11 protein-coding genes are annotated in these 13199 nt (G+C 62.3%); 9 read left to right on the forward strand and 2 right to left on the reverse strand.

Annotation, left to right across the window (positions count from 1 at the left end):
• Window positions 1-238: 238 nt before the first annotated feature.
• The 6 genes from coxB to C8K18_RS19075 are packed head-to-tail and all read left to right on the forward strand — an operon-like array spanning window position 239 to window position 6512.
• On the forward strand, window positions 239-1324 hold the full coding sequence (gene coxB / locus C8K18_RS19050; RefSeq protein WP_107708838.1) for a cytochrome c oxidase subunit II: 1086 nt from the start codon (window positions 239-241) through the stop codon (window positions 1322-1324).
• Window positions 1321-3270, forward strand: a complete 1950-nt coding sequence (gene ctaD / locus C8K18_RS19055; RefSeq protein WP_107708840.1) for a cytochrome c oxidase subunit I — start codon at window positions 1321-1323, stop codon at window positions 3268-3270. The genes coxB and ctaD overlap by 4 nt, the downstream gene beginning before the upstream one ends.
• Window positions 3267-3917, forward strand: a complete 651-nt coding sequence (locus tag C8K18_RS19060) for a cytochrome c oxidase subunit 3 (protein ID WP_006049367.1) — start codon at window positions 3267-3269, stop codon at window positions 3915-3917. Before ctaD ends, C8K18_RS19060 begins: the two co-directional genes overlap by 4 nt.
• 11 nt (window positions 3918-3928) lie before the next feature.
• Window positions 3929-4261, forward strand: a complete 333-nt coding sequence (locus tag C8K18_RS19065; RefSeq protein WP_006049366.1) for a hypothetical protein — start codon at window positions 3929-3931, stop codon at window positions 4259-4261.
• Window positions 4234-5202, forward strand: coding sequence for a cytochrome c oxidase assembly protein (locus tag C8K18_RS19070; RefSeq protein ID WP_107708843.1), 969 nt, complete (start codon window positions 4234-4236; stop codon window positions 5200-5202). Before C8K18_RS19065 ends, C8K18_RS19070 begins: the two co-directional genes overlap by 28 nt.
• The gene (locus C8K18_RS19075; RefSeq protein WP_107708845.1) at window positions 5199-6512 is read left to right on the forward strand and encodes a cytochrome c; all 1314 of its coding nucleotides are present in this window, start codon (window positions 5199-5201) and stop codon (window positions 6510-6512) included. The genes C8K18_RS19070 and C8K18_RS19075 overlap by 4 nt, the downstream gene beginning before the upstream one ends.
• Before the next feature lie 45 nt (window positions 6513-6557).
• Here C8K18_RS19075 and C8K18_RS19080 read toward each other — a convergent pair whose 3' ends face one another.
• Window positions 6558-7067 (reverse strand): GNAT family N-acetyltransferase, encoded by a 510-nt coding sequence (locus C8K18_RS19080; RefSeq protein ID WP_006049363.1) that lies wholly within the window; start codon window positions 7065-7067, stop codon window positions 6558-6560.
• A 278-nt stretch (window positions 7068-7345) separates the two neighbouring features.
• Here C8K18_RS19080 and C8K18_RS19085 point away from each other — a divergent pair, with 278 nt between their 5' ends.
• The 3 genes from C8K18_RS19085 to C8K18_RS19095 all read left to right on the forward strand — a co-directional run bounded on the left by C8K18_RS19085 (window position 7346) and on the right by C8K18_RS19095 (window position 10636).
• A complete protein-coding gene (locus tag C8K18_RS19085) occupies window positions 7346-7861 on the forward strand; it encodes a CinA family protein (RefSeq protein ID WP_107708847.1) in 516 nt (171 codons plus the stop codon).
• The gene (locus tag C8K18_RS19090) at window positions 7858-9906 is read left to right on the forward strand and encodes an NAD(+) synthase (protein ID WP_107708849.1); all 2049 of its coding nucleotides are present in this window, start codon (window positions 7858-7860) and stop codon (window positions 9904-9906) included. The genes C8K18_RS19085 and C8K18_RS19090 overlap by 4 nt, the downstream gene beginning before the upstream one ends.
• Before the next feature lie 142 nt (window positions 9907-10048).
• The gene (locus C8K18_RS19095; RefSeq protein ID WP_107708851.1) at window positions 10049-10636 is read left to right on the forward strand and encodes a hemerythrin domain-containing protein; all 588 of its coding nucleotides are present in this window, start codon (window positions 10049-10051) and stop codon (window positions 10634-10636) included.
• A gap of 64 nt (window positions 10637-10700) precedes the next feature.
• Here C8K18_RS19095 and C8K18_RS19100 read toward each other — a convergent pair whose 3' ends face one another.
• Window positions 10701-13007, reverse strand: a complete 2307-nt coding sequence (locus C8K18_RS19100; protein WP_107709073.1) for an FdhF/YdeP family oxidoreductase — start codon at window positions 13005-13007, stop codon at window positions 10701-10703.
• Between the last annotated feature and the right edge of the window lie 192 nt (window positions 13008-13199).

Raw genomic sequence — 13199 nt, forward strand, 5'->3', positions numbered from 1 at the left:
ACTGGTTTTCTGTTCTTTCGCACATAAAGCAGCGGCAAGCCGGGGCTCTGCGGCCTCATGCGCATCGCAACATTTTATTAGCGAACGCCGGCGATATGAAGCGCTCTCGCCGCTCATTAAGTAAGACGGGCGCGACTTCTGTAAGCGTTTGAAAGCGCCGCCGGCGCGGCCTCGCGCGAGGTACAGCGATTGCTAGCCAGTCGCAAACGTCCCCACCATCACGCCACCTCGCGCAAGCATGCACACAGGCCAAGCATCTCGACGCCGGCTGGACAACCCTGCTGGAAAGCAGCGGCATGCCTCGTGGCTGCTGCGGATCGCCGCGCTTTGCTGCTGCAGCGCAACGCTGAATGCACGGGCCACGCCCGCCCATGATGCGCTCAGCCCGGCAGGCGTGCAGGCGTCGCACATCTTCACGCTCTGGACGCTGACGCTCACGGTCTGCTCGCTCGTTTTCGCGGCCGTGCTGATCGCGCTGCTCGTCGCAATGGCGCGCGCGCCGCGCGTGAGCCGCGATGCGAACCCCGACCTGGGCCCGCTTGAGCGTCCGGAGAAACGCGTGCGCCGCGTGGTCGGCGCGGCGTCGATTGCGTCGGTCGTACTGCTGTTTGGTCTGCTGGTCGCCGACATTGCGACCGATCGCGCGCTGTCGCGATTGCCCGTCGCGGACGCCGTCCATCTGGAGATGACCGGGCACCAGTGGTGGTGGGAAGCGCGTTACGCGGACGACACGCGCGGCGGCGGATTCGCCGTTGCCAACGAATTGCACATTCCGGTGGGACGGCCGGTGGTGATCTCGCTGAAGGCCGACGACGTGATCCATACCTTCTGGGTGCCGAACCTGCACGGCAAGAAGGACATGATACCTGGACGCGAATCGACGATCGAATTCCGGGCGGACCGCGCCGGCACCTACCGCGGGCAGTGCGCCGAATTCTGCGGCCTCGAACATGCGTTGATGGCGTTCACCGTGGTCGCCGAGCCGCCCGCCCAGTACGACGCGTGGCTCGCGCGTCAGCGGGCGCCCGCGCCGCAGCCGGCCAACGCATTGCAGGCACAGGGCGAGCGCCTCTTCACGACCGGCAACTGCGCGGGCTGCCACACCGTGCGCGGCACCTCCGCGCACGGCGTGCTCGGGCCCGACCTCACGCACGTCATGAGTCGCCCGATGCTCGGCGCCGGCACGTTCGAAAACACGCCTGCCAACCTGGCGTCGTGGATCAGGGCGCCCGGCAGCATGAAGCCCGGCACGACGATGCCGGCGAGCCAGTTATCCGCGCAGGACCTCGATGCGCTTGTAGCATGGATGAGAACCCTTCAATGAGCGAACGTCATTCCGCTTCCGCGCGCCCGATCGAGCATCTGGTGGACGGCCCCGCTGCCGGACACCAGATCACCGAGGCACTCGCGCGCACCTGGAGCGATCCGCCCGGCTGGCTCGGCCGGCTATCGGCGATCAATCACAAGACCGTGGCGCGGCGCTTTGTCATCACCACGTTCGTGTTCTTCCTGCTTGCCGGCCTGCTCGCGCTTGCGATGCGCCTGCAACTCGCACGGCCCGGCAATCGCCTCGTCGGCCCGGAGCTGTACAACCAGCTCTTCACGATTCACGGCACGACGATGATGTTTCTGTTCGCCGTGCCGGTCATGCAGGCCGTCGCCGGCTGGCTCGTACCGTTGATGATCGGCGCGCGCAGCGTCGCCTTTCCGCGGATGAACGCCTACGCGTACTGGGTCTTCCTGTTCGGCGGCGCGACGCTGTATGTAGCGTTTCTGCTCGGCGCCGGCCCCGACGCCGGCTGGTTCAGTTACGTGCCGCTCGCCGGACCCGACTATTCGACCGGCAAAGGCGTCGACATCTGGGCGCAGATGATCACTTTCACCGAACTTTCCGGCCTGCTCGAAGCGGTGGTGCTCATCACCACCATCTTCAAGATGCGCGCGCCGGGCATGTCGCTCAACCGCATGCCGCTTTTCGTGTGGGCCACGCTGATCACGCAATTCATGGTGCTGTTCGCGATGCCGGCGGTGATGCTGAGCAGTACCGCGCTGATTCTGGACCGTCTCGTCGGCACGCATTTCTACAACGCGGCGCGCGGCGGCGACGTCTTGTTGTGGCAGCACCTGTTCTGGTTCTTCGGCCATCCCGAGGTGTACCTGATCTTTATTCCGCCGCTCGGCTTTCTATCGTCGATCATTCCGACGTTCGCGCGCCGCCCCATTTTCGGCTATCCGGCGATGGTGCTGGCGCTCATCACCACCGCGTTTCTCGCGTTCGGGCTGTGGGTGCATCACATGTTCGCGACGAGCATTCCCGCGCTCGGCAAGAGCTTTTTTACCGCGGCGAGCCTGATGATCGCCATTCCCTCCGGCGTGCAGATCTTCTGCTGGATCGCGACGCTCTGGACAGGACGCGTCAATCTGAAGACGCCCCTGTGGTTCGCGCTCGGCTTCTTCTTCATTCTCGTACTCGGCGGAATGACGGGCGTGATGCTTGGTTCGGTCTCGCTCGATCTGCAGGTGCACGACACGTACTTCGTCGTCGCGCACCTGCATTACGTGCTGCTTGGCGGCGCGGTGTTTCCGCTATTCGGCGCGTTCTATTACTGGTTTCCGAAAGCGACCGGCCGAATGCTGAACGAGACGCTCGGACGCCTGCAATTCTGGCTCTTTTTTATCGGCTTTAACGTCACGTTCTTTCCGATGCACATCCTCGGTCTGCACGGCATGCCGCGGCGCGTGTGGACGTATCCGCATGCAATGGGCTGGGACGGCCTGAACATGACGGCGACGATCGGCGCGATAACGATCGCAGTGAGCGTACTGATTTTTATCGTCAATGTGCTCCGTAGCTATCGGCATGGTGCAATTGCGGGCGCCGATCCGTGGGGCGCGGGCACGCTCGAGTGGAGCACCGCGAGCCCGCCGCCGCCGCATAATTTCGACGCGTTGCCGGTGGTTCACGGACGCGATCCGCTGTGGGAACCAGGCGCTCAGCCGACGCATGTCAGCGGACTCGCGGCGGAGTCGCGCGAAGTGCTGTCCACCACTGCACTCGATGCATTGCCCGACCTGCGCTTGCTGTTTCCGTCGCCGTCGATCTGGCCGTTTATCAGCGCGGTGGCGACCACGGTGCTCTTCATCGGCTCGATCTTTTCGCCGTGGGCCGTGGTGTGGGGCTCGGTGCCCGTGATCGTCGCGATGATCGGCTGGTTCTGGCCGAATCGCGGGCAAAACCGGCGCGCGCTTCAGTTGGAGCAACGGCCATGACGGAACTGCGCAAGGTGCCCGGCAATGCGGCGTTGGACCAACAGGGCGCCGCGCCTGCGTTGATGCTGGACGTGCGTCATTTGCCGAGCTTCGGCTTCGGACATCGCAGCCTGATGTGGTGGGGCACCGTGTGCCTGATGCTGATCGAAGGCACCGTATTCGCCATCGCGGCAATGGCGTACTTCTATCTGCGCAGCCTCACCGCGCACTGGCCGCTCGACGCGGCGCCGCCCGCGCTGCTGTGGGGCAGCGTGAACACGGCGGTACTGTTGCTGAGCATGTGGCCGAATCAACTCGCGAAGCGCGCCGCCGACTGCGAGCAGCGCGGCCGCGCGCGGCTGTGGCTCGCGGTGTGTCTGCTGTTCGCCGTCGTGTTCCTCGTGATTCGCGGCTTCGAATTCGCGGCGCTCAACGTGAGCTGGTATGCGAACGCGTATGGCTCCGTCGTGTGGCTGCTGCTCGGTCTGCACACCACTCACCTGATTACCGACGCCGTCGACACCGCGGTCCTCGCCGTGCTGTTATTCACCGGACCATTCGAAGGAAAGCGTTTCGTCGATGTCAGCGAGAACGCGCTGTACTGGTACTTCGTCGTACTGAGCTGGTTGCCGATCTATGCGGTGATCTATCTTGCTCCCCGGTTGTGATGGAGGTTGCCATGCGAACCTGGCTCGCGCTCCTTGGTGCGCCCTCCGCGGTACTCGCCGCGCTGAGCGCCGACTATGCGCTCGTCACGCCATCCTGCGCGTGGCGCACGCTCCTGCCTTTGGGCAGCGTGACAGGCAGTGCGCTGCTGTTCTCGATCGTCGCCACGCTGCTTGCGTGGCATCGCTGGCGCGAGGCCGGCATGGTTGCGCCGGCGAGCGCGCCGGCCCTGCCTGCGCGGCCCGCGATGATGGCTTGCGCGGCCACATGGGTCGGCATGCTTTCGACGCTCGCGCTCGTCGCAATGTGGATACCGCAATGGCTTATTTCTCCGTGCGTGCAATGAACAATCCGCTCCGTTGTCTGCTTGCCTGTGCCGCGCTCTGCGCTTCTGCCGAGGTAAAAGCGCATGTGCTGAGCGCTGCCGAACGCAGTGCGCCGCCTGTGCTGCGCTGGACGTTCGAGCCTTGGGTCGTCGCCTTGCTGATCGTGAGTCTTGCTTTGTATGTGGCCGGCTATCGGCGCCTGCGCGCGCGCAGCAAACGCGGTCGCGAGATTCGCGCGCGTCAGCTAGGCGCATTCGTACTCGGATGGCTCATGCTCGTCGCCGCGCTCGATTCGCCACTCGATGCGTTGAGCGCCGCGCTCTTCTCCGCGCACATGGTTCAGCACGAATTGATGATGATCGTCGCCGCGCCGCTGCTCGTGCTCAGCAGGCCGCTCGCGGTATGGCTATGGGCCTTTCCTCCCGCCGCGCGTCACCGGATAGCGGCGGCGGTTCGCACGCCGCCGTTGCGCGCACTCTGGCGAACGCTGTGCGCGCCGGCCGTCGCGTGGATGCTGCATGCCGCCGCGTTGTGGGCCTGGCATATGCCGCGTCTGTTCGAAGCGGCGCTTGCGTCGTCCGCTATTCACACGCTTCAACATGCGAGTTTTCTGCTGAGCGCACTATTGTTCTGGTGGGTCGTGTTCGGCGAAGGCACGCGACGCGATCAGAGCGGCTATGCGATGCTGTCGCTCTTCACGACGATGGTTCACACCGGCGCGCTCGGCGCATTGCTCACGCTCGCGCCGGGACTCTGGTATCCCGCGTATATCGAGCCCACGTCGGCGCTCGGTTTCGATCCGTTGCAGGATCAACAACTCGGCGGGCTCGTGATGTGGGTGCCCGGCGGCCTCGCCTATCTGATCGCGGCGCTTGCGACCGGCGCGCGCTGGCTGATGCATCGCGCGCCCGCGACGCTGATGCCGAACGCGCTGTCCGCACACAGAGACAGCAATTCATGACCCGGCGCTTCACCTATAGGGCGCTGGGCGCTGCCGCGATGCTGTGCGTGCTTGGCGTGCTGTATGTCTCGCCGCAACAGCGCGCATGCGCGCAGCAATCGCAAGCCGCGGATGCCGCGCTCGTCGCGCGCGGCGACTATCTCGCGAAAGCATCCGACTGCGCGGGATGCCATACCGCGGTCGGCGGACCAGCGTACGGCGGCGGCCTCGGATTGACCTCGCCCTTCGGCACGATCGTCAGCAGCAATATCTCGCCGGACAAGCGCTATGGGATCGGCGCATTCAGCTATGAAGACTTCGCGCGCTCCGTGCGAGAAGGCGTGTCGCCAGGCAATAAGCGCCTCTATCCCGCGATGCCGTATGCGTCGTTCGCGAAAATGTCCGACGACGACATGCGCGCGCTTTACGCGTATTTCATGCATGGCGTGAAGCCAGTCCCCGAACCCGCGCCGCCGACGAAAGTCCCGTTCCCCTTCAATCAGCGCTGGGTGCTGTACTTCTGGCAACAGCTTTTCGCTCCGAAAGAGCCGTATCGGCCGAAGCCGGGACGCGACGCGCAATGGAATCGCGGCGCGTTTCTCGTGCAAGGCCCTGGCCATTGCGGCGCATGTCACACGCCTCGCGGCCTGGGCTTCCAGGAACGCGGCTATGACGAAACCTCGCCTAGCTATTTGACCGGTGGTATCAACGACAACTGGTTTGCGCCGAATCTCACTGGCGATCCCGGCTCGGGGCTCGGGCGCATCGGCGAAAAAGATCTCGCCGCGTTTCTGAAGACGGGCCACGGTGCGGGCCTCGCGGCATTCGGCTCGATGGTCGAGCAGGTCGAAGACAGCACGCAGTATCTGACGGACGACGACGCGCTCGCGATGGCGCACTATCTGAAATCGCTGCCCGCGCAAAAACCTTCCGGACGCTACGATCCGCATGCTCAGCCCGACTTGCCGACGCGCAACGGCAATCGCGTCGATGCGCCGCAATCGGTGGGCGCACGCGTCTATGTTTCGTTCTGCGCACAATGTCACGGCGCGGAAGGCACCGGCGTGCCGAATGTGTTTCCGCGCCTCGCGGGCAATCCGTCGGTGATCACCGAAGACACGACCTCGCTGATCCGCTTGATGGTGGAAGGCGGCAACAGTCCCGCGACGATCGGCGGGCCGCCGCGCCAGGCCATGCCCGGCTTCGCTCAAACGCTCACGAACGCACAAATGGCAAGCGTGCTTTCATGGATTCGCAGTTCATGGGGCAACGACGCGCGGCCCGTCACCGCGAACGACATTCAATCGCTACGCAAAAAATTGCATAAGTAGCGCGGCGTGTGTCGTGCCGCGCGATGCCGTCGAGTTTCTGACGCGTCACGCGTCGCGCATCGTTTCCTTGCGCTGATTGTCGGGCGCCTGCCCGCCGAGGCGCTTTTCGTAGCAGCATGCGTCGGCCTTGCCCACATACGGTCCATACGGCGCAATGCGCTGGAAACCATGCTTTTCGTAGAAGTCGATCGCGCGGCGATTGTTCAGGTGCGTGCCGAGCCACAGCGCCTGATAACCGAGTTGCGCCGCTTCTTTCTCGAGTCGCGCGAGGATTGCACTGCCCACGCCATCGGCGCCCGGACGCGCATACAGGCGCTTGATTTCGGCGATATGCTCGCCCAGCGGACGAAATGCGCCGCAGCCGAGCGGAGTCGCCGAATCACTTCGCGCCACCAGAAAGCGCGAGCAATCGAGCGTGACGTCGCGAATGGAAAAGCGGTTCTGTCCGCTGTCGCCGGTGAACACGGCGAGCGTCGCACTCAGTTCGTCGAGCAGCGTCTGTGCGTCCATCGAGGCGGGGTCCTCGCGATTGATAACGATTGTGGGAAACATCATGGGCGTCGCCTCCTTTACCGTCGCGTGTGGTTGCGCCCAACAGAAACAGCAATCGCTGTACCGATCTGCGAAGCGACGCGCCGATGCTTCGGCGGCCTCGGCAAAAAAATGGCCCGCCAACCGGCGGGCCGAACCGAACAAACAACCATGGCGTCCCGGTGAAGGGACCATCGTGTGGAGCAATCCGCGTGCCGCTTCGAGTACCTGCACGCGCAACGGGTATCGCACTTGCTTGCACAGAAGTGATCGGTCCATGCCCTGAATGAGAGAGGAAAAAAATGAATATTCCCCGCAGCGTGGTTGGATTTCTGTCGTCGCGCGGTCTCGTGATCGCGACCGCCGAATCGTGTACCGGCGGTCTGATTGCATCGCTGATCGCAGACGTGCCGGGCAGCGGCGCGTGCCTCGACATGGGATTCGTCGTCTATTCGCCATCGGGCAAATGCGGTGTGCTCAACGTGCAGGCGCAAACGATCGAAGAGCACGGCCTGACGAGCGAGGAAGTCGCCCGCGAGATGGCCACCGGCGTGCTTGCGCTCGAAGCGTGCTCGGCGCATATTGCCGTTGCCAATACGGGAATTGCAGGCCCGCCGCCGAAAGGCACGGATCTCGCGCCGGGCACGCAATGCTTCGCGTGGCGCTACAAGCGCCGCGACGGCGAATACATGTTCAGCGAGACTCGCGTGTTCGACGGCGACCGTACGACCATCAGGCAGAACGCCGCGCTTTATGCACTGTCGCGGATCGAGCATTATTTCAATCAGTTGCCGAACGCGAGGCGCCGCGCACCATGACGCGATCATTTTTCAATCTTTACAGTCACGATTTCGCGCGTGTCGCGGTCGCGGTTCCAGTGTGCCGCGTCGCCGACCCGCAATTCAACGCCCAGGAAACGCTGCGGCTCGCGCGGGAAGCCGCGCAAAAGGGTGCGTTGCTCGTGGTGTTTCCCGAGTTGGGCATCTCCGCTTATACATGCGACGACCTCTTCCATCAGCGCGCGTTGCTCGATGCATGCGAAGCGGCAATTGGCGACATCGTTGCGGCGTCCACCAACATTCCCGCGGTACTCGTGATCGGCGCACCGCTGAAGATCGAGCATAAGCTCTTTAATTGCGCACTGGTCATTTCAAGCGGGAAGCTATGCGGCGTCGTGCCGAAGAGTTATTTGCCGAACTATGGCGAGTTTTACGAGGCAAGGCAGTTCAGCGCGGCGGAGAATGCATCGTCTACCGAAGTAACGCTGTGCGGACATCAGGCGCCGTTTAGCGCATCGCTGCTATTCGACGTTCCCGGCGCGCCGCTCTTTCGCTTTCACATTGAAATATGCGAGGACGTGTGGGTTCCCGTGCCGCCTTCGTCGTTTGCCGCGCTGGCGGGCGCGACCGTGCTCGTGAACCTGTCTGCGTCGAACATCGTGATCGGCAAGTCGGGCTATCGTCATCAACTGGTTGGGCAGCAATCCGCGCGATGCCTGTCCGCGTATCTGTATTCGTCGGCGGGGCGCGGCGAATCCACCACCGACCTTGCATGGGACGGCCAGGCGCTGATCTACGAAAACGGCGAACTGCTGGCGGAGTCCGATCGTTTTCTCGATACGTCGCACATCATTTTCGGCGACGTCGATCTCGAACGGCTGTCGCGCGAACGAATGCGGCAGACGACCTTCGGCCAATCGACGCGCCGCCATGCAGACGAAGTCCGCAAATTCCAGGTGGTCAGCGTGCCGGCTTCGCTGCCGGACGCAGAGCATCTTCCGCTCATGCGCGCGATCAACCGCTTCCCTTATGTGCCGTCCAATCCCGCGACGCGCGATGAACGCTGCGCCGAGGTGTACAACATACAGGTGCAGGGACTGCTTCAGCGGCTCGGCGCGGCCAACATTTCGAAAGTCGTGATCGGCGTTTCGGGCGGGCTCGATTCGACTCAGGCACTGCTCGTCTGCGCGAAAGCGATGGACAGGTTGAAACTGCCGCGTTCGCATATCCTCGGCTATACGATGCCGGGCTTTGCGACCAGCAGCCGCACGCTCCAGCAGGCGAAAGATTTGATGCAGGCCGTGGGCTGCTCGATGCAGGAAATCGACATACGTCCAAGCTGCATGCAAATGCTGAAGGACCTGAATCATCCATTCGCGACCGGCGAAGAACAGTACGACGTCACATTCGAAAACGTTCAGGCCGGCGAGCGCACGAGCCATCTTTTCAGGCTCGCCAATTTTCATCACGCCATTGTGATCGGCACCGGCGATCTCAGCGAACTGGCGCTCGGATGGTGTACATATGGCGTCGGCGATCACATGTCGCACTACAGCGTGAATGCGAGCGTGCCGAAGACGCTCATCACACATCTTGTCCGTTGGGTCGCGGAATCGGGTCAGGTAGGCGACGCGGGTTCGCGCGTGCTCGAACAGATTCTCGCGACAGAGATCAGCCCGGAACTGGTGCCCGGCAAAGTCGAGAAAGTTATCGATCAAAAAACCGAAAGCATCATCGGTCCATACGAATTGCAGGACTTCAACTTGTACTACTTGCTGCGTTTCGGCTTTGCTCCGTCGAAAGTGGCGTTTCTCTCGCATAGCGCGTGGGCCGACCGGGAGCATGGCGTCTGGCCTGCGGGCCGGAATGTTGCGCGCAATCAGTACACGCTGGCCGACATTAAACGCAATCTGGCGATTTTCGCCGAGCGCTTTTTTCACACGAGTCAGTTCAAGCGCTCGTGCATTCCCAATGCACCCAAAGTCGGCTCCGGCGGTTCACTGTCGCCGCGCGGCGATTGGCGCGCGCCGAGCGATAGCGAGGCAACCGTCTGGCTGCGCGACATAGAAAAAATTCCTGACTGACGTAAGTAACGTGACTATTGCAGCGTTGCAGGTACGGAGAATGCGGTATGTCGCGCATCCGCGAGCGCCCGCATGCCGATGTTGCGCATGCCGACAATCCCCAATACCGACGCCTGGCGCCGCGTCATTCTGGAGAACTGCCATGCCCGATAGCAATTCGTCGGTGTCGCCCACCATCACCTCAATGATCCGGCTGGATCATATGCATGTACTCACCGCGTTCCATCGCTATCATCCGGACACCGCGTGGTGGCGTAAGCGCGCAATTGTGAATTCAGTGTGTGCCGCGCTTGAAATTCACGCGCAGTTGGAAGAAGAGATTTTTTACCCGGCGCTGGGCGGCGTACTCAGCGAAGATCAGACGCTCGAAAAGAGCCGCCCCGAACACGACGAAATGCGCGCGACGATTGCGAAGCTGCGCGCGACCGGTCCCGAGGACGCAGCCTACGACGGCCTCTTTCAGCAACTGATGCGCGAAGTCATGCACCATGTGGCCGATGAGGAAACGGTACTGCTGCCCACCGCCGAACGCGCGTTGAAGGACGAGCTGCGTTCGCTTGGCGCGAAGATGACGCGGCGCAGACTCCAGCTTCTCGGCGAACGTCCGCGCGAAATCGCGGTGAATACGGCGGGCACGTTCCCGGTCGCCACGTTTCTGCTCGGCTCTCTGCTTGTGATCGGCGCGACGCATTGCCTGCCGAAATCGCGCAGAACTCGGTACGCGGATTAAGTGCCAATTAAGCGCTGATTACGCACTTACGATCAGCCGGACTGTAGGAAGCCCGGCTGATTTGTCACGCCGAAGCCTGCGCGCCCGGTTTATCCACAATCCTCACCGGAATAGACTTCGCCCCTGGCACCTTGCTCTCCTCCGCGTAATGCCACAGCGGTAATAGCGGATTGCACTCGGGGTAATAGCCGGCGATACAGCCGCGCGGAATGTCATACGCCTTCACGGTAAAGCCGCTCACACGCCGGTCAAAGCCGTCATCGGCGATGGTCTGCAAGCCGATCTTGTCGCCTTCGGAAAGACCGCTCGCCGCCATATCGTCCGGATTCATCAGCACAACCATGCGGCTGCCTTGCACGCCGCGAAAGCGGTCGTCGAGACCGTAGATCGTCGTATTGAACTGGCTGTCGGAGCGCAGCGTCATGAGCCGCAGCGCGTCCGGTTCACGCTCGGGCATGTCGGGGTCTTCGCCCAGCGCCTTGGGCACGAGGAACTCCGCCTTGCCGCTCTTCGTTTTCCATTGCCGCTGGCTGGCCGGCAAAGGTTTGTGAAATCCGCCGGGCGTCCACATGCGCTGATTGAAATCGTGGAAAATCTCCGGGTACGTCTTCGCTATTTCGTCGCGCACTACGGAGTAATCGTCTCGCCACGCATCCCAATCGACGTTAAAGCGCGTGCCCAGCGTCGCTTTTGCGATGCCGGCGACAATGTACGGCTCCGAGCGAATGTTCTCACTTGCTGGCTCGGCCACGCCATGCGAGCCATGCATGCAGGCGGTGCTGTCTTCCATCGAAACAGCTTGCTCGCCGCTCGCCTGGCGGTCGATTTCAATGCGGCTCAGGCACGGCAGAATGTACGAAATCTCGCCGTGCACGAGATGGCTGCGGTTGAGCTTCGTCGCAACGTTCACGTTCAGCCGCAAACCGCGCCATGCGGGTTCAATGCGCAAACGGTCGGGTACTGAACGCACGAGATTGCCGCCGAGATTGAACACGCCTTTAACCTCGCCTTTAAGCATTGCCTCGAATGCCTCGACGGTATTCAAGCCTTTTTTGCGCGGCGGTTCGAACGAGAACTGACTGGCCAGTTTGTCGAGCGGCGCGAGTTCCGGTTTCTCCGTGATGCCAACGGTGCGCTGCCCCTGCACGTTCGAATGCCCGCGCACCGGAGAAGGCCCGGCTCCCGGCTTGCCGATATTGCCGCGCAGAAAGAGCAGGTTGCATACCATGCGCACGTTCTGCACGCCGAGTCGGTGTTGCGTGAGTCCCATGCCGTAGTGAATCATCACGGCGTTGGCTTTCATGTATTCGTTCGCCGCAGCTTCTATCGCCTCGCGCGGCAAGCCGCTCACTTTCTCGATGTCCGCCCACGACGCCTCGCGCGCATAGTTCGCGAATGCTTCATAGCCGGTTGTGTGCTCGCGAATGAAATCGACGTCGATGACGCGCGGTCGCGCCTGTTCGATGGCGAGATCGTCGGCGGCAATCACCGCCTTGCAGATGCCGAGAATCGCCGCGGTATCGCCGCCCGTCTTAAGCTGATGATATTGCGTGCTGATCTGCGTGTTGTCGGGCGTCAGCATCTGCACCGGCGATTGCGGATTGGCAAAGCGCACGAGGCCCGGCTCACGAAGCGGATTGAACGTGATGATAGGCACGCCGCGTTTGCGCGCGTCCTGCAACTGGTGAAGCATGCGCGGACTATTGGTGCCGACATTCTGGCCGAAGAAGAACATCAGATCGGTCTTCTCGAAGTCCTCGAGCGTAATCGTGCCGACGCCCACGCCGATCGCTTCCTTCAAGCCGACGCTGGTGCTCTCGTGACACATGTTCGAGCTGTCCGGCAGATTGTTAGTGCCATACATGCGCGCGAAAAGCTGGTACATGTATGAGGTTTCGAGCGATGCACGGCCCGACGCGTAAAAGACCACGCTGTCCGGATCGAGCTGATTCAGTTCGCGGCCAATTTCGTCGAATGCCTGTTGCCATTCGACCTGCACGTACTTGTCGGTGGCCGGATCGTAGCGCAACGGCGCGGTGAGGCGCCCTGCTTCTTCCAGATCATGATCGTGCCATGACAACAGTTCAGTTACGGTGTGAAGCTGAAAGAACTCGGGCGTCATCCGCTTCGATGTGAGGTCCCACGCCGTCGCCTTTGCACCGCTTTCGCAAAACTCAAACACGTGCGGGTCGGCCGGTTTCGCCCACGAACAGCTTACGCACATGAAGCCGTCCGGTTTGTTCTGCTTGCGCAGCGCTGCGCTGTCTTTGACGCTCACATGCTCCTGCGCCAGGATCGTCGTGACCGCTTTCAACGACCCCCAGCCGCCGGATGCATACGGGTAGTCTCGTGTGGTATCGCTCTCTTTCATCATCGTCTCCGCGCGATCGTCAATGTACAGGCGGTGAGCAAAGCATGTACCCGTGCCGCGCAATGAGCACTGCTGCTGACAATAGGGTTACAAGGCGGGTTACAAGGCGGGTTACACGGCGAGTTACAAGGCACTACCGCGTGCCCGTTCGCACTGCCGCATCCATTCAAGCAATCGGGTCACGTATTTGCT

It is taken from the genome of Paraburkholderia sp. GV068, assembly GCF_003058125.1.
GTDB classification, from domain to species: Bacteria; Pseudomonadota; Gammaproteobacteria; order Burkholderiales; family Burkholderiaceae; genus Paraburkholderia; species Paraburkholderia graminis.